The sequence below is a fragment of the Diaphorobacter sp. HDW4A genome (genome assembly GCF_011305995.1).
Taxonomy (GTDB): Bacteria; Pseudomonadota; Gammaproteobacteria; order Burkholderiales; family Burkholderiaceae_C; genus Diaphorobacter_A.
The window spans coordinates 2,263,790-2,284,776 of sequence record NZ_CP049910.1; the positions used below are offsets into that span (position 1 = coordinate 2,263,790).

Annotated in this window: 22 protein-coding genes; 11 read left to right on the forward strand and 11 right to left on the reverse strand. The window is 62.1% G+C overall.

Translation table 11 applies throughout. The features are described 5' to 3' along the window. Window positions 1-193: 193 nt before the first annotated feature. Window positions 194-979, forward strand: a complete 786-nt coding sequence (locus tag G7047_RS10175) for a crotonase/enoyl-CoA hydratase family protein (RefSeq protein WP_166304433.1) — start codon at window positions 194-196, stop codon at window positions 977-979. A 47-nt stretch (window positions 980-1,026) separates the two neighbouring features. After that, window positions 1,027-2,004 carry a tripartite tricarboxylate transporter substrate binding protein gene (locus G7047_RS10180; RefSeq protein ID WP_166304438.1) on the forward strand — a complete coding sequence of 326 codons (978 nt, stop codon included), beginning with the start codon at window positions 1,027-1,029 and terminating at the stop codon, window positions 2,002-2,004. A gap of 31 nt (window positions 2,005-2,035) precedes the next feature. Here the strand turns inward: G7047_RS10180 and G7047_RS10185 are convergent, their stop codons facing one another. Beyond that, entirely contained in the window at window positions 2,036-2,938 is a 903-nt protein-coding gene (locus G7047_RS10185; RefSeq protein WP_166304441.1) for a LysR family transcriptional regulator, read from the reverse strand. Between the two features lie 76 nt (window positions 2,939-3,014). Here G7047_RS10185 and G7047_RS10190 point away from each other — a divergent pair, with 76 nt between their 5' ends. Genes G7047_RS10190 through G7047_RS10205 form a run of 4 tightly spaced genes read left to right on the forward strand, consistent with a single transcriptional unit; the run spans window position 3,015 to window position 7,538 of the window. Next, complete coding sequence (locus tag G7047_RS10190; RefSeq protein WP_166304444.1) at window positions 3,015-4,175, forward strand: acyl-CoA dehydrogenase family protein; 1,161 nt, start codon at window positions 3,015-3,017, stop codon at window positions 4,173-4,175. A gap of 12 nt (window positions 4,176-4,187) precedes the next feature. Then, window positions 4,188-5,216 (forward strand): acyl-CoA dehydrogenase family protein, encoded by a 1,029-nt coding sequence (locus G7047_RS10195; protein ID WP_166304448.1) that lies wholly within the window; start codon window positions 4,188-4,190, stop codon window positions 5,214-5,216. Window positions 5,217-5,275: 59 nt separating this feature from the next. Next, entirely contained in the window at window positions 5,276-6,508 is a 1,233-nt protein-coding gene (locus G7047_RS10200; protein WP_166304451.1) for a CaiB/BaiF CoA-transferase family protein, read from the forward strand. Window positions 6,509-6,560: 52 nt separating this feature from the next. After that, a complete protein-coding gene (locus G7047_RS10205; protein WP_166304454.1) occupies window positions 6,561-7,538 on the forward strand; it encodes a tripartite tricarboxylate transporter substrate binding protein in 978 nt (325 codons plus the stop codon). Window positions 7,539-7,560: 22 nt separating this feature from the next. Here G7047_RS10205 and G7047_RS10210 read toward each other — a convergent pair whose 3' ends face one another. Continuing rightward, the gene (locus G7047_RS10210; protein ID WP_166304457.1) at window positions 7,561-8,106 is read right to left on the reverse strand and encodes a PAS and helix-turn-helix domain-containing protein; all 546 of its coding nucleotides are present in this window, start codon (window positions 8,104-8,106) and stop codon (window positions 7,561-7,563) included. A gap of 105 nt (window positions 8,107-8,211) precedes the next feature. Between G7047_RS10210 and G7047_RS10215 the strand changes: the two genes are divergently transcribed. Then, window positions 8,212-8,919, forward strand: coding sequence for a CoA transferase subunit A (locus G7047_RS10215; RefSeq protein WP_166304460.1), 708 nt, complete (start codon window positions 8,212-8,214; stop codon window positions 8,917-8,919). Window positions 8,920-8,921: 2 nt separating this feature from the next. Beyond that, window positions 8,922-9,560, forward strand: a complete 639-nt coding sequence (locus G7047_RS10220) for a 3-oxoacid CoA-transferase subunit B (protein WP_166304463.1) — start codon at window positions 8,922-8,924, stop codon at window positions 9,558-9,560. 79 nt (window positions 9,561-9,639) lie between these two features. Here G7047_RS10220 and G7047_RS10225 read toward each other — a convergent pair whose 3' ends face one another. After that, entirely contained in the window at window positions 9,640-9,957 is a 318-nt protein-coding gene (locus G7047_RS10225) for a DUF2322 family protein (protein ID WP_166304466.1), read from the reverse strand. A 58-nt stretch (window positions 9,958-10,015) separates the two neighbouring features. Beyond that, window positions 10,016-10,765 carry a hypothetical protein gene (locus G7047_RS10230; protein ID WP_166304469.1) on the reverse strand — a complete coding sequence of 250 codons (750 nt, stop codon included), beginning with the start codon at window positions 10,763-10,765 and terminating at the stop codon, window positions 10,016-10,018. A gap of 286 nt (window positions 10,766-11,051) precedes the next feature. Here G7047_RS10230 and G7047_RS10235 point away from each other — a divergent pair, with 286 nt between their 5' ends. Beyond that, window positions 11,052-11,945, forward strand: coding sequence for an NAD(P)-dependent oxidoreductase (locus G7047_RS10235; RefSeq protein ID WP_166304474.1), 894 nt, complete (start codon window positions 11,052-11,054; stop codon window positions 11,943-11,945). Between the two features lie 54 nt (window positions 11,946-11,999). Next, window positions 12,000-13,427: an aldehyde dehydrogenase family protein gene (locus tag G7047_RS10240; protein ID WP_166304477.1), complete on the forward strand. Its 1,428-nt coding sequence runs from the start codon at window positions 12,000-12,002 to the stop codon at window positions 13,425-13,427. Between the two features lie 30 nt (window positions 13,428-13,457). Here the strand turns inward: G7047_RS10240 and G7047_RS10245 are convergent, their stop codons facing one another. The 6 genes from G7047_RS10245 to G7047_RS10270 form a co-directional block, all read right to left on the reverse strand. Then, window positions 13,458-13,910, reverse strand: coding sequence for a DNA-binding transcriptional regulator (locus G7047_RS10245; protein WP_166304480.1), 453 nt, complete (start codon window positions 13,908-13,910; stop codon window positions 13,458-13,460). Between the two features lie 108 nt (window positions 13,911-14,018). Further along, window positions 14,019-14,510, reverse strand: coding sequence for an EVE domain-containing protein (locus tag G7047_RS10250; protein WP_166304483.1), 492 nt, complete (start codon window positions 14,508-14,510; stop codon window positions 14,019-14,021). Between the two features lie 104 nt (window positions 14,511-14,614). Further along, a complete protein-coding gene (locus G7047_RS10255; protein WP_166311991.1) occupies window positions 14,615-17,107 on the reverse strand; it encodes a DEAD/DEAH box helicase in 2,493 nt (830 codons plus the stop codon). 144 nt (window positions 17,108-17,251) lie between these two features. Then, window positions 17,252-17,770 (reverse strand): hypothetical protein, encoded by a 519-nt coding sequence (locus G7047_RS10260; RefSeq protein ID WP_166304488.1) that lies wholly within the window; start codon window positions 17,768-17,770, stop codon window positions 17,252-17,254. 145 nt (window positions 17,771-17,915) lie between these two features. Continuing rightward, a complete protein-coding gene (locus tag G7047_RS10265) occupies window positions 17,916-18,167 on the reverse strand; it encodes a GlsB/YeaQ/YmgE family stress response membrane protein (RefSeq protein WP_166304491.1) in 252 nt (83 codons plus the stop codon). A gap of 263 nt (window positions 18,168-18,430) precedes the next feature. After that, complete coding sequence (locus G7047_RS10270) at window positions 18,431-19,000, reverse strand: C40 family peptidase (protein ID WP_166304494.1); 570 nt, start codon at window positions 18,998-19,000, stop codon at window positions 18,431-18,433. Between the two features lie 264 nt (window positions 19,001-19,264). Here G7047_RS10270 and G7047_RS10275 point away from each other — a divergent pair, with 264 nt between their 5' ends. Then, the gene (locus G7047_RS10275; RefSeq protein WP_240939436.1) at window positions 19,265-20,401 is read left to right on the forward strand and encodes a PQQ-dependent sugar dehydrogenase; all 1,137 of its coding nucleotides are present in this window, start codon (window positions 19,265-19,267) and stop codon (window positions 20,399-20,401) included. A gap of 13 nt (window positions 20,402-20,414) precedes the next feature. Here the strand turns inward: G7047_RS10275 and G7047_RS10280 are convergent, their stop codons facing one another. Continuing rightward, window positions 20,415-20,855, reverse strand: a complete 441-nt coding sequence (locus G7047_RS10280; RefSeq protein ID WP_166304497.1) for a CopD family copper resistance protein — start codon at window positions 20,853-20,855, stop codon at window positions 20,415-20,417. Between the last annotated feature and the right edge of the window lie 132 nt (window positions 20,856-20,987).

The following is a 20,987-nucleotide window of genomic DNA, read 5'->3' on the forward strand; positions in this document are numbered from 1 at the left end:
ATTCCCCATGTGTTGCAACAACGCAAGATGGGCTTCAGAGGCGTTCCTGCCGGTCGAGCATTTCCCGTTCTGTTGTGATGGGTCAGTCGTCAGTGACTTCAATCCCACACGGGTCGCACCTGATACCTCCCGTATATCAGCCGACACAAACAAAGTAATTTCCCAACGAGCATGGCCTCACTAGCATGTGCCCATGACCTCATTTCTGAAACTCGAACAGGCCGGTCCGGTGCTCATCGTCACCATGAACCGGCCCGAAACGCGCAATGCGCTGTCTGACGACGGAGTCGTGGAGGAGTTCGTGGGTTGCTGTGAGCAGATCAATGCCGATCTTTCCATTCGCGCTGTCGTGTTGACGGGGGCGGGGCCGGTGTTTTCGTCGGGCGGCAACCTCAAGTCGATTCGCGACAAGATGGGGGCGGGGCTCGGTGAGCCGCCGCTGTCCCGTCAGGCATACCGCAATGGGATTCAGCGATTGCCCCTTGCATGGTGCAATCTGGAGGTGCCGACGATTGCGGCGGTGAACGGGCCAGCTTATGGCGCGGGCAACGATCTCGCCACGATGTGCGATATCCGTATCGCCGCCCAGAGCGCGGTGTTCTGCGAGACCTTTGTCAAGCTGGGGCTGATCGCGGGTGATGGAGGGGCGTGGCTGCTGCCGCGCGCCATCGGCATGTCCAACGCCTGCGAAATGGCGTTCACAGGCGATGCGTTCGATGCGCAGCAGGCGTTAGCGTTTGGTTTGGTATCGCGGGTGGTGCCTGATGCCGAGTTGATGGATGCGTCGCTGCAGTTGGCGCGCCGCATTGCCGTCAATCCGCCGCATGCGCTGCGCATGACCAAGCGGCTGATCCGAGAAGGGCAGCACACGCGTCTCGATACGCTGCTTGAGATGTCAGCGGGATTTCAGGCGTTAGCGCATCACACGGCCGAGCATGACGCGGCGCTCGCGGGGTTTTTGGAACGGCGCATGAAGTAGTTGGCGCGGCTCGGTTGGACATTCACATAACGAACAGGAGACAGAACATGAAACGACGCACACTCTGCGGCGTACTGGCGCTCGCATCGGTCGCGCTGGCTGCGCTGGCTATGCCAACGGCCTTCGCGGCGACCTACCCGGAAAAGATGGTCAAGGTGATCGTGTCGCTGCCGCCGGGCAGCGGTGCGGACACGACGGCACGTTTTCTCGCGCAGCATCTGGCGCAGCAGTTGGGGCAGCCCTTTGTGGTGGAGAACAAGCCCGGTGCCAACAGTTTCATCGCGGCGAAGGCGGTGGTGGACGCAGCACCGGACGGCTACACCATGTTTGTGGCCAGCAACACGCCGATGGTGACGAATGCGGCGGTGTTCAAGAAGCTGCCCTATGACCCGATCCGCGACTTCACGCCAGTGGCGTCGATTGCTCGATTTCCCATGATCATCGTCGTGCCCGCGAGTTCGCCCTATAAGACACTGGCGGAGTTGGTTGTGGCGATGAAGGCCGCGCCCGGCAAGCTGAATTTCGCGAGCGGCACGCCGAGCTATCAGATCGCGATGGAGCAGTTCCATGAACGCAATGGCATCAAAGGTACGGCGGTGAACTACAAGGGCACCGGTCCCGCGATCACTGATCTCGCTGCTGGCGTGTGCGACTACTCGATTGCCGAGGTGAGCTCGGTGCTGCCGCTGATCCACGGTGGCAAGCTGCGTGCGCTGGCGGTGGCGGATTCGCAGCGCCATCGCGAATTGCCCGACGTGCCGACCGCCGAAGAATTGGACCACAAGGGGTATGAGGCTTATGCTTGGACCGGCGTGTATTTCCCCGCCAAGGTGCCCAAGGAGATTGCACAGCGCGTCGGCGACATCGTGCGCTCCACGCTGAATGGCTCGGAGGGCATGGCGTTCATTCAGAAGATGGGTGGCACGGTCTTCACCGGCAGCGCGCAGCAGTTCACTGATTTCCAGTTGGCCGAGATCGAGAAGACCAAGCGCATCGTCAAGATCGCCAACATTCCGGTGGAGTGAGTTGGCCCGATGTTTATTCAGGCCGTAGACGTCAGGTTTCGGGTTCCTGCACCACGGCATGGGCCGTGGCGATGAAATTTCGAGCGGTGGGTGTCAGTGCGTCGGGCAGACAGGCCAATGCGAGGCCCACCTGCAGGGCCTTGGGCTGAGGATCGATGTTCACCAGTACCACCGCGTTGCCAGCGTAGCGCGCGGAGGTTTCGGGCACGAGCGCGACGCCGAGGCCGCTTTCCACCAAGCCAAGAACATGCTGAACCTGTACCGCTTCCTGCGCGATTCGCGGCATCACGCCCGCTTCTGAGAACGCCTGCATGATGTGTGTGTACATTGCGGGGACGCGGTCGCGCGCGTAGATGATGAAGGGCTCTTCGGCGATCTCTGCAATCGACACCGAGGCTCGTCCTGCGAACGGTGAATCAGCGCTCACGGCGAGCTTCATGCGCTCGGGCCTGAGCAGCGTCAGCTCCACGTTGCCGCGCTCCAGAATGGGGTAGCGCACCAGCGCCACGTCGATGGCATGGTTCTCCACGCGCTTGAGCAACTCGAGCGTGGTGGACTCCTCGATCATCGTTTCCACGCGCGGGTACTTGCCGCGAAACGCGCGGATGATGCGCGGCATCAGCGAGTAGGTGGCCGAACCCACAAAGCCCAGGCGCAGCGTGCCTTGATCGCCGGTCTCGCCTTCCTTGGCTGCACGTTTGATCTGCTCAGCGCTAAATACCATGTGCTGCGCATGTCTGAGCACCATCTTGCCCGCAGGCGTGATCTTCAAACCCGTGGGCAGGCGCTCGAACAGCAGAACGCCAAGCTCGTCTTCCAGCTTCTTGATCGACGTGGACAGCGGCGGCTGTGCCATGTGCAGGCGTTCGGCCGCGCGGCGGAAATTCAGGGTCTCGGCAAGCATGATCACCTGCCTGAGCTGGCGCAGTTCCATGGGCTATACATCTCGCGTATCGCGAAGTCTCCAATTGGTATTGGACGCTCTTGGCGAGCCTCCATAAATTCGTGACATGAACTCTACACTGACTTCACTGCCACTCGCGGCCATTCCCGCCGAGGACGAGGCGCTCAGGCAGAATGTGCGCGCATTTCTGGGTGACGCGCTGCGTGGAATGCCCGCAGATGTGCGCTCGCGTTCGTGGCTTGGTTACGACCTGAATTTCAGCCGGGCGCTGGCCCGCCAAGGCTGGGTGGGGCTCACGCTGCCCACGCGCTACGGCGGCGGTGGTCGCAGCGGTTTTTCGCGCTTTGTGCTGAGCGAGGAACTGCTTTTCGCAGGTGCACCGGTGGCCGCGCACTGGATCGCAGACCGCCAGACATCGCAACTGATCCTGCGCTTCGGCAGCGAGGCGCAGCGCCAGTTCTTTCTGCCGCTCATTACTGCCTGCGACATCGTTTTCTGCATTGGCATGAGCGAGCCCGATACCGGCTCCGACCTCGCCAGCGTGCGCACCCGCGCCACGCGCACCGATACGGGCTGGGTGCTCAACGGCCGCAAGATCTGGACCACCAACGCCCATCGCGCCGACTGGATGTGCGCGCTGGTGCGCACCTCGGGCACGGCCGAGGACCGGCACAAGGGGCTGTCGCAGATGCTGATCGACATGAAGTCGCCGGGCATCAGCGTGCGGCCACTCAAGGACATCGTGGGCGACACACATTTCAACGAAGTGCTGTTCGACAACGTGGGGCTGCCAGCCGATGCGCTGGTGGGCGAGGAGGGGTCTGGCTGGAAACAGGTGACCGCCGAGTTGGCGTTTGAACGCAGCGGGCCGGAGCGCATTCTCTCGAGCATCGTTCTGGCGGACACGTGGCTGGCCGCTGCGCGGGCTGCAGACCATGGAGGGCCGAACGTGCGCGCCACAGCAGGGCGCATCGCAGCGAGGCTCGCGGTGCTGCGCGCGATGTCACTCGCCGTGGCGGCCAAGCTCGATCGCCATGAGCAGCCCGATCTGGAGGCAGCCTTCGTGAAGGACCTTGGCACCGAGTTCGAGCAGAGCGTGCCCGATTGGATACGCGGCACGCTGCACGAGCTGCCAGCCACCGTGCGCCATGGCGAACTGATGCGCAGTCTGGCCTATGTCACCCAGATCGCACCCACGTTTTCGCTGCGCGGCGGCACGCGCCAGATCATGCGCGGAATCATCGCGCGCGGCCTCGGTCTTCGTTGAGGAATGTTTTTCATGAGCAATTCGTACTCTGCAATGTGGGAAGCCGCGCTGGCGGACTTCTGCGGTGACGAGCGCGTGCGCGCCGTTGAGTCGGGCGCAGATGGCGCCGCAGCTGCGCTGTGGGGCGACATTGACGCGCTGGGCTTCAACGATGCCCTGATTCCGACGGAACGGCGCGGCGCGGGGCTCGGGCTGGCCCATGTCGAGCCGCTGGTCGTCGCCGCCGCAAGAGCTGGTGTGAGCCATCCGCTGGGCGAGACCATGGTCGCGCGGGCGCTGTTGAGCCGCGTGGGTTGGATATCGGAGGGAAGCTGCATTGCGTTAGCCAGCGTTGTGTCCACGGACAATGGTCGGGGCTGGACATGTGCCGACATTCCCGGCTCGCGACTCGCCAGCCATGTGCTGGTGGATGACGGCGAACAGTGGCTGCTGATGCCTGTATCCGCTGCGCAGTCGACGCCCGGCATTTATCGTCCGACGGCATCGGCGGCGCTCCGTTGGGAAACCAAAGACACTGCAATCGTGCGCTTCGCCAAGAAGCCGAGTGAATCGGCCTCGAACTTCTGCAACGCGATGCATGCGAGCGTGATGGCGGGCACCATGGGGCGGGTGCTGGATCTCAGCGTGCAGTACGCCAACGACCGGCACCAGTTCGGCCGTGCCATCGGGCAATTTCAGGCGATCCAGCAGGATCTGGCCGTGCTTGCGGAGCAGGCGGGAATGGCTGCGTTGGCGGCGCGCATGGGTTGCGCCGCGGCCGGGATTGAGCCGGACCGGCTGCTTGCCGCATCCGCCAAACTCAATGCAAGCGATGCGGCGCTGCGTGTGGCTGCGCTGGCCCATGCGGTGCACGGCGCCATCGGCATCACGCAGGAACACATGCTGGGTGTGTTCACCGCACGCCTGCATGAGTTGCGAGCGGTGGGCGACACCGATGCGGAATGTGCCGAACTGCTGGGGGACGCGGTGCTGAAGAGCCCGCTGACTCTCTGCGATTTCACGCGCGATTCGCTCGCGCCCACGCCGGTCGAGGAGGTCTGAGATGAGGTCTCTTGCCGAAGTTATTTCGATGGTTTGATGGGGATTTGAATATGACAGACATGACTTCGAACACAGGCGGGCCGCTGAGCGGTGTGCGCGTCATCGATCTCACCACGGTGCTCATGGGTCCGTTCGCGACCCAGATTCTCGGGGACTACGGCGCCGACGTGATCAAGGTGGAGCCGCCCGGCGGCGATGGTGTGCGCGGCGTCGGTCCTCGCAAGAATGCGGGGATGGCGGCGATCTTCATGCACGCCAACCGCAGCAAGCGCAGCGTGGTGCTCGATCTGAAGCAGCCGGCCGGAATCGCCGTGCTGATGCACCTCGTGGCCGATGCCGATGTGCTGATCTACAACGTGCGGCCGCAGGCCATGGCGCGTCTGGGCTTGTCATATGAAGCGGTGCGTGCGGTCAATTCGCGCATTGTCTATGTGGGCTGCGTGGGTTACGGCCAGAGCGGGCCGTATGCGGCCAAGCCCGCGTATGACGATCTGATCCAGGGCGCGGCCGGGATTCCTGCGCTCTCGGTACAGGCTGGAAGCGATGTACCGCGCTACGCGCCGAGCCCGCTGGCGGACCGCATCGTCGGGCTCGCTGCGGTGAACGCGGTGACCTCGGCGCTGTTCTGGCGCGAGCGCTCGGGCGAGGGGCAGGCGGTCGAGGTGCCGATGTTCGAGACCATGGCGCAGTTCACGCTCTCCGACCACATGTGCGGGCGCAGCTACGAGCCCGCCGTCGGTCCGAGCGGTTATGCGCGCATTCTCAACCCGAACCGCCGCCCTTATGCGACGAGCGACGGCTATCTCTGCGTGCTGCTCTACAACGACAAGCAGTGGCAGACCTTCTTCCGGCTGATCGGCAAGCCCGAGGTGTTCGAGACAGATCCGAGATTCAGCAGCATCGACAAACGCACCGAGCATATCCACGCGCTCTACGCGCTGCTCGCCGAGATCATGACCACGCGTACGACCGCGCAGTGGACCGCGCTGCTCGAAGCCGCAGACATCCCCGTCATGCCCATGCACGACATGGATTCGCTGATGGAAGACCCGCATCTGCAGGCCGTGGGCTTTCTGCAGCAGGTCGAGCATCCCACGGAGGGGCGCGTGTGCCAGATCGGCATTCCCTCGACCTGGTCGAAGACCCAGCCCCGCGTGTCGCGCCCCGCACCGCGAGCCGGAGAACATGGGCGCGAGGTGCTGGCCGAGGCGGGGTTCACCGATGCGGAGATCGACGCCTTGCTGGTCTCGGGCGTGACCGCCATGCCCTCCACGTCCAAAGCGCAGGACTGATTTTTTCACAGACGACGACAGCACGACATCACTACAAGCAGGAGACAAAGACATGGAACTGAACCGACGGCAGGCAATGGCTGCGATGGGTGCATTGGGCAGCATTGGATTTTCGAGCGCGCAGGCGCAGAGCGACTGGCCGAACAAGCCCGTCAAGCTGGTCATGCCGCTCGCGGCCGGTGGGCCGACCGACGTGGTCGGCAGGGCGCTGGCGGCGCACATCGGGCGGACGCTGGGGCAGTCGGTGTACGTGGAGAGCAAGCTGGGTGCGGCGGGCAACATCGGCACAGAATTTGTCGCGCGCGCAGCGCCGGACGGCTACACGGCGCTGTATCAGACCTCGGGCATCACCATCGTGCCGGTGCAGTACAAGAAGCTGAACTTCGATCCACTGCGCAGCTTCGCGCCGGTGGCCATGCCGGCGTCGATCAACACGGTCATCGTGGTGAGCAACGATCTGCCTGTGAAGAACTTCGCCGAATTCGTGCAGTACCTGAAGGCCCATCCGGGCAAGCTCAGCTACGGCTCGGGCGGCAACGGCAACATCACCCACCTGGGCATCGAAGTGCTGCTGCAGATGCTGGGCGCGAGCGCCGTGCATGTGCCCTATAAGGGGACAGCTCCGGCGATGGCCGATCTGCTGGGCGGCAGCGTGCAGTTCATGCTGGATGCGCTAAGCTCGTCCTACCCCTTCATCAAGGACAGCCGGGTGCGGGCTATCGCCGTGGGCGGGGCGCAGCGTTCCCCGCTGCTACCTGATGTGCCGACGGTGGCGGAGGGCGGTCTCGCGGGCTATGCGATGTCGACCTGGCAGTGTGTGCTGCTGCCCGCAGGCACGCCAGACGCCATCGTGCAGAAGCTCAATGCGGCGGTGAACAAGGCGGTGATGGATCCTGAATTGCAAAAGCAGTTCAGCTCCATCGGCGTGCAGTTGCACCAGTCCACCCCCGCGCAGTTCGGCGGCTACATGAAGGACGAGGTTGCCCGCTGGGCGCAAGTGGCGAAGTCCGTGGGCATTCAGCCCGAGTAGGGGCGCGGGCCTTGGAGGCGCGTTATCCCACCAGCAGCTTCTGCACCAGATCCGCCGCCGTGGACGCGCCGTACTTGCGCATCAGCCGTGCGCGGTAGATTTCCACGGTGCGGTGGCTGATGTCGAGAGCCCGGCCGATTTCCTTGGAGGTCATGCCGTCGAGCAGACGGGCGGCGACTTCGCGTTCGCGGCCAGTGAGTTCGGCCTTGACCGGGCGCTCCTCGCTCAGGTCCTCAAAACTCCAGATGCCTGAGGCATGCGGGTCGTCGCGGTTGAGGGCGCGGCCCGAGACGTGGCACCAGAAGACCTCGCCGCTCGCGCGCTTCATGATGCGGTTGTCGGCGTAGCGGCCCTTGGCGTTGAGAATCGGCTCCATGCGTTTGCCGAGGCGCTCGTATTCGTCTACGCTTGGGTAGAGAATGCTGAACGACTGGCCGATCAGCAGCTCGCGGGAGGCTCCGAACATCTCGCAGACGTGGCGATTGCAGTCCACCATGATGCGGTTGCGCGAGATCACCAAGCCAACGGGTGCCATCTCGAACGAGAGTCGGTAATCTGCGGTATCCATCTTGTTGCTCGTGCGCCTGCCGTGTTTGTATTTACGAAAAACTACCTATCTGAATACGTAGTATCGTAGCGCATTCCAGATTCATTCCTTCATCAGGAGACAGTAGTGAACAAAGTATTTCCTTCCGCCGCCGACGCGCTCAAGGGCGTGGTGGCTGACGGTCAGCTCATGGCCGTGGGTGGTTTCGGCCTTTGCGGCATTCCCGAGGCGCTGATCGATGCGCTCAAGGACTCCGGCGCCAAGGACCTCACGGTGATTTCCAACAATGCAGGTGTTGACGGTTTTGGCCTCGGCAAGCTGCTGGAAACCCGCCAGATCAAGAAGATGATCGCCAGCTACGTGGGCGAGAACAAGGAGTTCGAGCGCCAGTATCTGGCGGGCGAGCTCGAGCTCGAGTTCACGCCCCAGGGCACGCTGGCCGAAAAACTGCGTGCGGGCGGCGCTGGCATTCCGGCGTTCTTCACCAAGACCGGCGTCGGCACGCTGGTGGCCGAAGGCAAGGAACTGCGCGAGTTCGACGGCGAAACCTATGTGATGGAGCGTTCGCTCGTCCCCGAGGTGTCGCTCGTGAAGGCATGGCGCGCCGACAAGTCCGGCAACCTGCAGTTCCACCTGACAGCCCGCAACTTCAACCCTGCGGCCGCTACCGCGGGCAAGATCTGCATCGTGGAAGTCGAGGAGATCGTCGAGACCGGCGCCATGGCACCGGATGAGATTCATCTGCCAGGCATCTACGTGCACCGCATCGTGCTGAACGCCGCCCCCGAAAAGCGCATCGAAAAGCGCACCATCACCGAAAAGCAAGGAGCCTGACCATGGCGTGGACGCAAGACCAAATGGCCGCGCGTGCGGCGCAGGAGCTGCAGGACGGCTTCTATGTGAACCTCGGCATCGGCATCCCCACGCTCGTGGCCAACCACACGGGCGACAAGGAAGTCTGGCTGCAGTCGGAAAACGGCATGCTTGGCATCGGCCCGTTTCCGACGGATGACAAGGTCGACGCCGATCTGATCAACGCGGGCAAGCAGACGGTGACGACCATCGCAGGTTCGTCGATCTTCGGTAGCGACCAGTCCTTCGCGATGATTCGCGGCGGCAAGATCAACCTCTCGATCCTCGGCGCGATGCAGGTGAGCGAGCACGGTGATCTGGCCAACTGGATGATTCCTGGCAAGATGGTCAAGGGCATGGGCGGCGCGATGGACCTCGTCGCAGGCGTCAAGCGCGTGATCGTGCTGATGGAGCATGTCGCCAAGAAGAAGGACGGCACGACCGACATGAAGATTCTGCCCAAGTGCACGCTGCCGTTGACTGGCGTGGGCGTGGTGGACCGCATCATCACCGACCTTGGCGTGATGGACGTGACGTCCGAAGGCCTGAAGCTGGTCGAGTTGGCGCCCGGCGTGACGTTTGAAGAGATTCAATCGAAGACGGGTGTAACGCTGCACCGTTGATTCGGCTGACCTGATCAGAATGAAAACGGGACCTTGAACGGTCCCGTTTTTCATTGCGGCATCGGAAGATGCAGATGCATCAGGCCTGTGAGTCGATCTGCACCGAATAGCTTTTGCTGTTGGCGATCACGTCGAACAGGCGGTCGATGTTCGGGTGGTTGCCGGGATGCTGGCGAGCATCTTCCGTGTGCTCGGCAAACAGCTCGAGGCCTTCGCGTGCGGCGGCCACGTTGATCGCACCGTGCTTGGCGGTGAGTGCCGCATAGATGGTCAACGAACCAGTCTTGCCGGGCGCGTTCGGAATGCTGGCTACTTCGTTGCCGGAGGCGTCCAGCAGACGCAGGGCGGCGATATGGGCAACGGAGGGGAGCTGGCGGAGGTTGTCTGCAAAGGCCATGTCGGGATTCAATCGTTCTTGTTGGAGGATGGAAACCGGCGATTGTAGTGTGGGGTGATCAGGGCGCGCGCGTGCCGTCCGCGAGGGTTTCACTCTCCGGGCCCAGATGGTGCGCACCAGCGCTCATGCCCATGCCAAGCCCCATCGCGCCCATCCCACCACCGCCTTGACCACCGGCACGGTTGCCGCTACCGCCACCGCCACCTTCTCCAAGTGTTCCACCTGTTCCACCACCTGTGCGTCTGTTGTTGCCACCCGATGTCGAGGGGCGGAGCGGGCCTTGCGCGGGAATGACGAGGGTGGCAGGGATGGGCTCGAGATCCAGCGCGTCGCGGACATAGTCGCGCAGGGAGATCACCAGTTCCTTGGTGTGGATGCTGCGGCCAGCCGTCATGTCCTGCGCGGCCTGGGCGGCCATTCGCACCTGGGCCTCCGTGCCGAGCAGGATCACATCGGATAGCGCGGCCTCGACGGCATCGCGCACGCGGCGCTGGCGTTCGGTGCTGGTGGGGGCGGCTGCGCCGGGCTCGTCATCGTCGTTCTCGGCGTTGCTCTGCTGCATGCGCAGATCACGTACATGTGTGGGATGCACCGCCAGCGTTCCGGTAAACGAGCCGCCCAGCGTCTTGTAGGCGGCGATCAGGGTCTTGAGGCGCTCGTTGATCTGGCGATTCTCGCGTTCGCGCCGTTTCTGGATTGTCTGCATGAACAGCAGGCGCACGCCCATCATCAGACAGGTGACGAGCAGCAGGCCCGCAATCGTGGACAGCGCCGTGGTCCAGGAACTGAAGTCGATCATCGAGCGCATGGCGTGGGGAGCGAAGTGAAAGTCATCCGGTGATTCTGAGGCAGTCGCAAAGCCAGTGAAGTCAGCGCATTTCCCCAATGTGGATTCAGGGAAAGCCCTTGGATTCCAGGTTGCTTGAGGGCATTCGCGAGCACGGCGTTTCGCTAATTGATCTGTATTATGGATGTGGCCTTGTGCAGGGGATAAAACACCTTCCGCTCGACTGGCTGATGGCTGATTCGCGCCTCTGTCCCGAGACGGATGCATCGTTGTTTCGGGTGTCCCCATTTCATCAAGGATTTGCACCATGACTACCCCTCGGATCGGATTGATTGGCGTTGGCCTGATGGGCCACGGCATCGCACTGAACATCGCGCGCAAGGGCTTTGCGCTGACCGTGCTGGAGCACCCCGGCAACCAGCCGTTGGAAACGCTGCAGTCACTGGGTGTCGCCAGTGTGGCGTCGCTTAAGGAACTGGCGGCGGGTGTTGATGTGTTGGTGTTGTGCGTCACTGGCTCGCCGCAGGTCGAGGCAATTCTGCTTGGCGAGGAGGGCGCGCTCGCGAGCCTTCGGCGCGGCGCCGTGGTGATCGATTGCTCGACTGCCTTGCCCGAATCCACCGAGCGCGTGGCTGCCATCGCCAACGCGGCGGGCATACGCATCATCGACGCACCGATGACGCGAACGCCCAAGGAGGCAGCCGAGGGGCGGCTCAACTTGCTGGTGGGCGGTGACGCAGCGGTACTCGAGGAATGTCTGCCGATTCTGCGCAGCTTTGCCGAGAACGTCACGCATACAGGCGCGGTCGGCACCGGCCATCGCATGAAGCTGCTGCACAACTATGTGTCGCTAGGGGCGGTAGCGCTGATTTCCGAGGCGGCCGCCTGCGCGTTTCGCGGCCAGGTGTCGCCCGAGGTGTTCGTCGACGTGCTGGCCAAGGGCGGCGGCGGCGGTGTGGCGCTGGAGCGGCTCAGGCCCTATCTGCTTGAGGGCGACACCAGCGGGCTGCAGTTCTTCATGGGCAATGCGCTCAAGGACATGGGCTACTACGTCGCCATGGCGCGCGATACCAACGCAGTGCAGGACATCGCCGATGCTGTTCACGACACCTATGCCTGCGCTGTGGCCGACGCGGGCCACGAGGCGCTCGTACCCAAGCTGGTGACCACGTTGCAGCGCGGGGTAGGATTTTGCCAGTAAATTGAAGGCGCAAGATAAGGCGAGCAGCACCATTCAAACCACGGAGACAAGCGCATGCGGCAGCATTTCATACACAACCAGTGGACCGGTCAGGGCGAGACCATCGATGTGGTCGATCCCTCGACCGGTGAAACCTACGATGTCATTCTGCGCGGCACGGCCACCGATGTGGATGCGGCAGTGAAATCGGCGCGTTCGGCTTTCGAGGGTGACTTCGGCAAACTGACTGCCACTGAGCGCGGACGCCTGTTGATGAAGCTCTCGGCCAAGTTGCAGGAACATGCCGAGGAGCTGGCCCAGATCGAGGCCCGCGACTGCGGCAAACCGCTCAAGCAGGCGCGAGCCGATGCGGCGGCGATCGCGCGCTATTTCGAGTTCTACGGCGGTGCAGCCGACAAGCTCATGGGCGAGACGATTCCTTATCAGAACGGCTACACCGTGCTGACCCTCCGCGAGCCCTACGGCGTGGCAGCGGCCATCGTGCCGTGGAATTATCCGTTGCAAATCTTCGGGCGCAGCGTAGGCGGGGCGCTGGCGGCAGGCAACGCCGTGGTCGTCAAACCAGCGGAGGACGCTTGCCTTTCACTGCTGCGTGTGGCGGAGCTGGCGCGCGACGTGGGCTTTCCCGCCGGTGCACTCAACATCGTGACGGGTTATGGCCATGAAGCTGGCGCGGATCTGGTGGCACATCCCGGTGTCGATCACGTCTCCTTCACCGGTTCACCGAATGTGGGCAAGCTGGTGGTCAAGGCGGCCATCGAGAACCATACGCCGGTGACGACCGAGCTTGGCGGCAAGTCGCCACAGATCGTGTTCGACGATGCTGATCTCGACGCCATGCTGCCCGTGGTCGTCAACGCCATCGTGCAGAACGCGGGGCAGACCTGCTCGGCGGGCAGCCGCCTGCTGGTGCAGCGCAGCATCTACGAAAAAGTCATCGGATTGCTCGCCGAGCGCTTCAGTCAGCTCAAAGTGGGTTCGTCGCAAATGGACCTGGACTGCGGCCCGTTGATCCGCAAGAGTCAGCAGGTACGGGTGAAGTCATTTCTCGATGAAGCATCTCGGGATGGTCTGACGATTGCGGCTCAGGGCCAGATTGCCGAGGGCGTTCCAGCCAGCGGTTTCTATCAGGTGCCGACGTTGGTGCGCGATGTACCGATCACGCATCGGCTTGCGCAGGAGGAGGTTTTCGGCCCAGTCATCGCCGCTGCTGCTTTCGACTCCGAAGAAGATGCGATTGCACTCGCCAACGGCACGGATTTTGGCTTGGTCGCGAGCGTCTGGACGCGTGATGGCGGTCGCCAGATGCGCATGGCGCGCAAGATCAAGGCAGGCCAGGTGTTCATCAACAACTACGGCGCTGGTGGCGGCATTGAACTGCCGTTCGGTGGCTACAAAGCCAGCGGGCATGGACGCGAGAAGGGCTTCGAGGCGCTCTACGGCTTCACGCAGCTGAAGACCATCTCGATGCGGCACGACTGACATCCGGAGGTCCAGCGCGCCCGCACCAAATCAACCGTTGGACTCTGCCTTCTGCTCGCCGAGCAGGGCGAGGATCTGGGTTTTGCCGAGTTCTTTGATCATCGAAAGCTTGCGCACGACCGCCGCATGGGGGCGGGCCTTGCCTTGCTCGTAGTGATAGACGCTCTGGCCTGATACGCCGACCAGCGCACCGTAGTCGGCGGCGGACAGCCCGGTTTTCTGGCGGTGGGCGGCAAGGCGTTTGGCGCTGAACCGGCGCTTCACTTCGTCAGGCTGCGGGGCCTCCATGTCCGCCTGCAGCGCTTTTCTGGGCGCTGCCGGGCGCTTGCTTTCCTTACGAAGTTCCGCTATTTCGCGCTTGAGCGCGGCAATGGCAGAGCGCTGGGCTGACAGCAGCTTGCGCAATGAATCGGTTTCAGCGCGAACTTCTTTGCGAGCGACGCGCGAAATTTCGGATTTGAGGAGTGCTGCAATATTTGGCATGAGCGCATTTTGCTCCGGCTTCTGAAATCAAGCCATTCTTTTCATCAATGGTTTGATTTTCGAAGTCGTTAATGCCACACATGCGCGCCAGGAAATATATGCGCAGTATTAGCCCAACAATTTGAGTACGCGCTTCCAGTCGCTCTCATCCACTTCGGTGATGGAGAGCCGATTGCCTCTTTGCAATACCTTGAGATTCGCGAGTTCAGCATGTTCGCGCAACTCGGAAAGACTCAATAAGCGGGTCTTACGCAACGCCTTTACGTCCAGCAGTAACCAGCGTGGTTTGTCGGGACCAGATTTAGGGTCGTAGTAGGGGGAGTGCGGGTCGAACTGCGTGGGATCGGTGCGTGTGGCTGATGCAATCTCGGCCACGCCTGCAATCCCCGGCTCGGCGCAACTTGAGTGGTAGAAAAGCACGCCATCGCCGATCTGCATTTCGTCACGCATGAAATTGCGGGCTTGATAGTTGCGAACGCCCGTCCATTGCACGGTGGATTTGATCGACGCCAGCGCGTCATCGATTGAGCATTCCTCGGGCTCGGATTTCATTAGCCAATATCGGCTGGCTCTCTGGGAGTTTGAGGAGTCGATTGTCATGGTGCTATTGTTGCAATATTTGACAACCAAATTGTCAATGACCACACGGTAAATAAGCTCGCAATATAGCTGTGCTGCAACTGTAGGGATTATCGGTTTGGGGTTCAATGCATTCCACGTCGACCGGTGCCACCCCATCGCTTGGTATCGGGCGAGAGAATCGCAAGCGGATTGTTGGCGGGCTCGGCAAGTGGTGCGAGCAGCCCTGCGAGCTCATCGGCGCTGAATTTGACGGCTCCAGCGGCATCACTGCCCAGAACTCCTTGGGCTAACATGCGTTTGCGTTCCTGCAACTCCAGCATGCGTTCCTCGACGCTGCCACGCACGACGATGCGATAGACGAAGACAGGTGATGTCTGCCCGATGCGGTGCGCGCGTGCAGTGGCCTGTTCCTGCACGGCAGGATTCCACCATGGGTCGAGATGGATCACTGTGTCCGCAGCGGTCAGATTAAGGCCCGTGCCACCGGCCTTGAGGCTCGCGAGCAGGATTGGAGGTGCGTTTTCGTCCGCTTGTTGAAAGTGGGTGACGATGTGTTCGCGTTCGCCTGGCGACGTTTCCCCGGTCAGCATGAGATAGGGAATCTGGCAACTGTCGAGCAACTGAGCCACCAGACGCAGCATTGAGGTGAACTGCGAGAACAGCAGGATGCGCCGACCGTCCTCCACCAGTTCGGGAAGCATGTGTTCGAGATGATCCAGCTTGGCGCGTTCGGTATCGGGGTGAATGCTGGTGCCACGCAGCAGACGTGGATCGCAGCAGACCTGGCGCAGCTTGAGCAGGGCGTCGAGAATCGCGATCTGTGCGGCATTGCCCCAGTCCTGCGCCTTGAGCACGCGGCGCACCTCCTTGTCGCAGGCGGTGCGCACGGCCTCGTAGAGCTCGCGCTGGCGGCCCTGCAGCTCCACGCGAACCAGCATGTCGCTGCGCTCAGGCAGCTCTTTTGCCACATCGCTTTTCGTGCGCCGAAGAATGAACGGTGCTATGCGCTTGGCGAGCAGCTCGGCGCGCAGAGTCTCGCCGTTTTCCTCGATGGGCTTGCGCCAGCGACGGCCGAAGGTGTGCGGGTCGCCCAGAAAGCCCGGCATCAGAAAATCAAACTGCGCCCAGAGCTCGCCCAGATGGTTCTCCAGCGGCGTGCCGGTCAGGCTCAGCAGGTGCGGCGCCTTGAAGCGGCGCAGCGCCCGTGCCGTGCGGCTTCCGGCGTTCTTCACCATCTGCGCCTCGTCGAGGATCAACAAGTGCCAGGGCCTGGCGGAGAGCGCATCCACATCGCGCCAGACGAGCGGGTAGGTGGTGAAGACGAGATCATGGTCCTGGGCGGTGAGCAGACCTTCCGCGCGATCCGCGCCCGTCAGCACCAGCACGCGCAGCTCGGGCGTGACCAGCCGGGCCTCGGCCAACCAGTTGAAGACCAGCGAGGTCGGCATGACGACGAGCGCCGGATGCGTGAGCCGTCCCTCGCGCTTTTCGGTCAGCACATGGGCGAGTGCCTGCGCGGTTTTTCCGAGTCCCATCTCGTCGGCCAGAATGCCGCCCAGATGATTGGCGCGCAGATACTGCAGCCACGCAAGGCCATCAAGCTGGTAATTGCGCAGCGTGATGGCGAGGCCTTCCGGCGCTGACAGTGCCTGCGGCGTGCCTTGCTTGCCAAGCCGGCTGGCGAGCAGTTCGAGACCGGTATCGCCCTGCAGCTGCCATTGGTTGTCGGGCGCGACGCGGCCGGTCTGGAGCAGGGCGGTGCGCAGCGCCTCGATGCGGCGCATGTCCCAATGCGGCAGCGCAATCGGCTCCCCGTCGCGCAGTTGTTTGCGGGCCGGGTCGGCGATCAGGTCGACCATGGTGCGCAGAATCGCCTTGAGCGGCGCGGCAGGAACGTCGATGCGTTTGCCGCCGACGGCGCGCAGCTGGATCGTCGCGAGATCGTCCACGCTGTCGATGTGTTCGACGGACAGCCAGCGTGAGTCGCGCGCCAGAAGATTGGCGAGCATCGGCACGAGATCGAGCGTCATGCCGTCGATCTCGATGCCGAGACTCAGTAGCCATGCTCCTTCACGGCGAGCGAGTTGCAGCGCTTGAACGGGCTCCGGCTTGACTGCGAAGTCGCCCGCCACCTGCAGACTTTCGACTTCGCCCGAATCACTTCCGAGCCGGAGTTGCCAGCGCTGAACCGCCACGCTCTCGTGCGCGAAGCCGGGGCGCATGTGGATGTCCCAGCCCTCACGCCGCAGCTCGGGCAGCACATCAGCCCAGAAGTCAGAAAACATCGATTCCTGCGCCAATGTCCAGAGTGGCCCAAGATCGCGTTCGATATCGGGATGGCGCCATTGAAGATGGTCCGCCTTCACGGGCGTGAGATGGAGCGACCAGACGCGGTCCATCGCATCCTGCTCGGCGCAGCGATCACGCTCGACAGGGCTGGCGGTGTTGGCTGCGCGCGGCTGCAGGATCGACGTGGGGGCCGGGGTTTCCCAGAGCGAGCCCTCCGGCAGCCGATACACCCAAGTGATCTGCACAAGGCTGACCAAATCGCCACGCGGCCCGAGCTTGCCTTGGCTGCGCATGCCGAGCAGGCCATCGCCTCGGCCCAGCGTCATCAGCGTGATGCGTGGCTGAAAGCTGCTGTGGGGGCTGAAGGGCAAGGGGCTGGGTTCTGGCACGAAAGGGGACGAGGCGGGTTGGCGATCAAACCAGCCTGCAGTGTGACGTGAAAACTGAAAGCCAAATCTTAGCGCGTAGACTCAGATCCCGGAGCCGGACGAAGGCGGCAGGCTCAACTGAGCCGCTTGAACCACCTGAACGCATTCACGCAGATGCTGTTCGCCAAGAAGCCGCAGCGTGGCGTAGTTGAGCGCCGCAGACACGGCCTGGCCGGCCAGTGGCACATACTTGGCCGCCTGTGCCGTCGTCATGCGCATGCCGACCAGCTTGGCCAGACGCAGCACCATTTCACGCGTGACGAATTTTCCAATGAGCGCGGAGCCGACGATGGCGACCGCGTTCTGCACGCTCTGTCGCTTCTCGGGTGAAAGCTCATCGAGCTGCTGCGGCGTGAGCCCGAATTCGGCGTTGATTTTGGGAATGATGCGCGAGAGCAGGGCCGCCTGCGTGGCCCAGTCGAGACCCGGAATCGGCACGGCGCCTGCTACGGCGGCGATCAATGCCCGATTCTTGAGCAGCTTGCGGCTGCGCGCGATGGCAGCCAGTACAGCAGGATCGTCACCCGCGAGCTGCTCGGGAGTCGGGGAGCGCTTGAGCATTCCGGTTTTCAACTGCCGTACCTCAATATCAGTTGGCCGATGGAATGCTGGTCAGTTTGAGTAGTCCTCAGCCCTTGACACCGGCGCGCACGAGGCGAGAGCAGTCGATCAAGGGCCGCCCCGCAGCGACGGCTGCGTCCTTTCATCAAACCTTGCGGCGGATCAGGCCGTAGATGAAGAGCAGCACAATGGCGCCGACGACTGATGCGATCCAGCCAGCGGCTTCGCCTTGCTGGTACCAGTGCATGGCCACGCCGAGGTAAGTGGCGAGGAAGGATCCGGCGACACCCAGCAACGCGGTCATGATCCAGCCCAACTTGTCATCGCCCGGCTTGATCGCACGCGCGATGAAACCAACGATCAGACCCACAAACAAAGTGCCCAGAATATTCATCATGATGAAACCAACTCCCTATGGAAAATAGACAAGGCGGCGGACGCCGCTTTGAAATGACCGCTCACTGTAACGCAGCCAAAGCGTGATTGTGTGTCAGCGGAAGTGCTGCAAGATGCCTTGGGTGCATTTTGCTGGGAGCACGGGCAACTTTTCATTGGTCGATAAAACAAGTTTGCATTTCGTCGAACATGCCCAATGCAGCATCGTCAAAAACAAAAGGCCTGCATCGGGGAATGCAGGCCTTGGTATCTTGATCGCCGTATTTATTTTTGCTGGATCAGCTTGGTGATGTCGTCGGCATTCTGATCTTCGGCGTTCACACGCCGTGCGCCGTTGAAGCGGCTTTGCCAGTACGAGATGCTCATGTCTTCCACGCGGACCGAAGCGCCGGTGCGCGGAGCGTGAATGAACTTGCCATCACCAAGATAAATGCCCACATGACTGAACGCGCGGCGCATGGTGTTGAAAAACACCAGATCACCGGGGCGCAGATCCTTCTTGTCGATCACTTCGGTGGCCGCGGCCTGTTCCTTGGCAACGCGTGGCAGAGCCAAGCCCTTGGCCTGCTCGTAAATGGTGCGCACGAAGCCGCTGCAATCAAAGCCATTCTCTGCGTTGCTGCCGCCGCGACGATAGGGGACTCCGATGAATCCCATAGCGGTCGAGACGAGTTCACTCGTTCGATCCGCCATACCGTGGCGTACGTCTTGGAGCTGGGCAATCAGGCCACGGTCGGCCAACAAGCGCTCCATGTCATCAGCGGTGGAGTTGGTTGGTGCGGCGATTGATACATTCGCGAACGCAAGTAACAGTAAGCAAAGCCATCGGGACATGGGGACGGAGAGTATCACGACTTGCTTCTATACCAAGCTCGAAAAATGTTACGGCGCCCCGGTTTATCCCTGATTCGGCTTTTGTTTGACATATCGTTACTTGCTCGTGTTTTGGGGCTATCAGATCGATAGGCGTTCTCTTTCCTATATAACAAAGAGAAATCTTGTATTCGCGGCTTGGATCTACAAGTCCATATGAGAGCCTGAGGAGATTTTATGTTTCAAATTGTACGAAATCCCTTCGCAAAGTGCGGTGCAACATCGATGATGAGTTCCGTGTTGCTTGGTCTGTGTGCTTTCAATGTTATAGCGCAGCCTTTCCCGGCGGCAGAGCCATTGCCCAAGGCATCGACCCGTGCGCTGGCCGTGGAAACGGTGGCGGAGCGTCTGGGACACCCTTGGGCGATGGCTTTTCTGCCGGGTGGCGGCTATCTGGTGACCGAGCGGCCCGGGCGGATGCGGGTGGTCAACGAGGCCGGTCTTCTCGGCCCGCCCCTCAAAGGGTTGCCGCATATTGCTGCGACTGGTCAGGGTGGTCTGCTCGACGTGGTGTTGGATCGGGATTTCGCGAAGAACCGACGGATCTTCTTCTGCTACGCCGAGCCTGATGCCAAGGATCGCTCGTTGAACTCGACCGCGTTGGCCAGTTCCACGCTCGACCGGGAAGGTAACGTGCTCAAGGATCTCAAAGTGGTGTTCAGCCAGAAGCCCAAGTTGCGCAGCAGCCTGCATTTTGGCTGCCGCATCGCACAAAGCCCGGATGGCACACTGTTTCTGGGGCTCGGAGAGCGCTCGAGCTTCAAGGAGCAGGCGCAGATGTTGGACAGCCATCTGGGCAAGATCGTGCGTATTCAGCCTGAAGGCGGCGCGGTGTCGGGAAATCCGTTTGCGGGCAAGGCGGACGCGTTGCCCGAAATCTGGAGCTGGGGCCACCGCAACATCCAGGCCGCCACGCTGACGGCAGACGGCAAGCTCTGGGTGGTGGAACACGGTCCGCAGGGCGGGGACGAGATCAATCTGGTGCGCCCGGGCAAGAACTACGGCTGGCCCGTCATCACCTATGGCGAAAACTACGGCGGTGGGCGCATCGGCAAGGGCGTCACGCAGGCGCCCGGCATGGAGCAGCCTGTGCACTACTGGGTACCATCGATTGCACCGTCGGGCATTGCGGAGCTCACGAGCGATCGCTATGGGCCGCAATGGAAGGGCAGCCTTTTCATCGGATCGCTAAAGATCCAGCGTCTGCACAGGCTGCAGTTGGACGGCGAAAAGGTGGTGCGCGACGAGATTCTGCTGCCCGATCTCAGGGAACGGGTGCGGGATGTTCGCCAAGGGCCGGACGGCTTGCTCTATCTGCTGACCGACAGCTCCGAAGGCAAGCTGCTGCGCGTCAAGCCCTGAGAGACAGTCAGGGTCAGCTCAAATGGAACATCCACTTGGCGATCATCACGATGCCAACCATGTGGGTGAACACGCTGTAGTGAATGATTCTGGAGTCGCGTGAACCCAGCTTGCCACGTCGCTGCAGAGCCATGGCGGTCAGAAAGTGGCCCATCACGCTGGTGGTGAAGGCGATCTTGATCCAGAGCAGCAGCCCAAAACGGTGCTGAAGGGGATCGGCGAGCAGCGACCCATAGGCCATCCAGGCCATGCCAATGCCCGCTCCATAGAGACAAAGCAGGACCCAGGGCATGATTTTGCGAGCGCGCGCGCCGACGGCCGATTCAAGCTGGCGCATGGCCTCGCGCGGCATTTGGGCGCGCAGCGGCTCGAGCATCAGCACTTCGAAGAACACCACGCCGATGAAGAACAGGGCGGCAAACAGATGAATGGTGAGAAGAATGGGATAGGTCATGGATCAAGTCCTCGCGCGGTAAGCGCTTGTGACAGTGGCATGTGCCCATCGTTACGCCGAGCGGGGCTTTGATCCATGATGTAAGTCAATTTTGGAGCGGAGCGTTCCGCAAGCCCCACCGATGGCATTGGT

What these genes read in the sequence shown, in the direction of transcription:
- G7047_RS10175 (WP_166304433.1), top strand. Translation starts at nt 194, where the DNA reads ATGACCTCATTTCTGAAACTCGAACAGGCCGGTCCGGTGCTCATCGTC.
- G7047_RS10180 (WP_166304438.1), top strand. Translation starts at nt 1,027, where the DNA reads ATGAAACGACGCACACTCTGCGGCGTACTGGCGCTCGCATCGGTCGCG.
- G7047_RS10185 (WP_166304441.1), bottom strand. Translation starts at nt 2,938, where the DNA reads ATGGAACTGCGCCAGCTCAGGCAGGTGATCATGCTTGCCGAGACCCTG.
- G7047_RS10190 (WP_166304444.1), top strand. Translation starts at nt 3,015, where the DNA reads ATGAACTCTACACTGACTTCACTGCCACTCGCGGCCATTCCCGCCGAG.
- G7047_RS10195 (WP_166304448.1), top strand. Translation starts at nt 4,188, where the DNA reads ATGAGCAATTCGTACTCTGCAATGTGGGAAGCCGCGCTGGCGGACTTC.
- G7047_RS10200 (WP_166304451.1), top strand. Translation starts at nt 5,276, where the DNA reads ATGACTTCGAACACAGGCGGGCCGCTGAGCGGTGTGCGCGTCATCGAT.
- G7047_RS10205 (WP_166304454.1), top strand. Translation starts at nt 6,561, where the DNA reads ATGGAACTGAACCGACGGCAGGCAATGGCTGCGATGGGTGCATTGGGC.
- G7047_RS10210 (WP_166304457.1), bottom strand. Translation starts at nt 8,106, where the DNA reads ATGGATACCGCAGATTACCGACTCTCGTTCGAGATGGCACCCGTTGGC.
- G7047_RS10220 (WP_166304463.1), top strand. Translation starts at nt 8,922, where the DNA reads ATGGCGTGGACGCAAGACCAAATGGCCGCGCGTGCGGCGCAGGAGCTG.
- G7047_RS10225 (WP_166304466.1), bottom strand. Translation starts at nt 9,957, where the DNA reads ATGGCCTTTGCAGACAACCTCCGCCAGCTCCCCTCCGTTGCCCATATC.
- G7047_RS10230 (WP_166304469.1), bottom strand. Translation starts at nt 10,765, where the DNA reads ATGCGCTCGATGATCGACTTCAGTTCCTGGACCACGGCGCTGTCCACG.
- G7047_RS10235 (WP_166304474.1), top strand. Translation starts at nt 11,052, where the DNA reads ATGACTACCCCTCGGATCGGATTGATTGGCGTTGGCCTGATGGGCCAC.
- G7047_RS10240 (WP_166304477.1), top strand. Translation starts at nt 12,000, where the DNA reads ATGCGGCAGCATTTCATACACAACCAGTGGACCGGTCAGGGCGAGACC.
- G7047_RS10245 (WP_166304480.1), bottom strand. Translation starts at nt 13,910, where the DNA reads ATGCCAAATATTGCAGCACTCCTCAAATCCGAAATTTCGCGCGTCGCT.
- G7047_RS10250 (WP_166304483.1), bottom strand. Translation starts at nt 14,510, where the DNA reads ATGACAATCGACTCCTCAAACTCCCAGAGAGCCAGCCGATATTGGCTA.
- G7047_RS10255 (WP_166311991.1), bottom strand. Translation starts at nt 17,107, where the DNA reads ATGACGCTGGGCCGAGGCGATGGCCTGCTCGGCATGCGCAGCCAAGGC.
- G7047_RS10260 (WP_166304488.1), bottom strand. Translation starts at nt 17,770, where the DNA reads ATGCTCAAGCGCTCCCCGACTCCCGAGCAGCTCGCGGGTGACGATCCT.
- G7047_RS10265 (WP_166304491.1), bottom strand. Translation starts at nt 18,167, where the DNA reads ATGATGAATATTCTGGGCACTTTGTTTGTGGGTCTGATCGTTGGTTTC.
- G7047_RS10270 (WP_166304494.1), bottom strand. Translation starts at nt 19,000, where the DNA reads ATGTCCCGATGGCTTTGCTTACTGTTACTTGCGTTCGCGAATGTATCA.
- G7047_RS10275 (WP_240939436.1), top strand. Translation starts at nt 19,265, where the DNA reads ATGATGAGTTCCGTGTTGCTTGGTCTGTGTGCTTTCAATGTTATAGCG.
- G7047_RS10280 (WP_166304497.1), bottom strand. Translation starts at nt 20,855, where the DNA reads ATGACCTATCCCATTCTTCTCACCATTCATCTGTTTGCCGCCCTGTTC.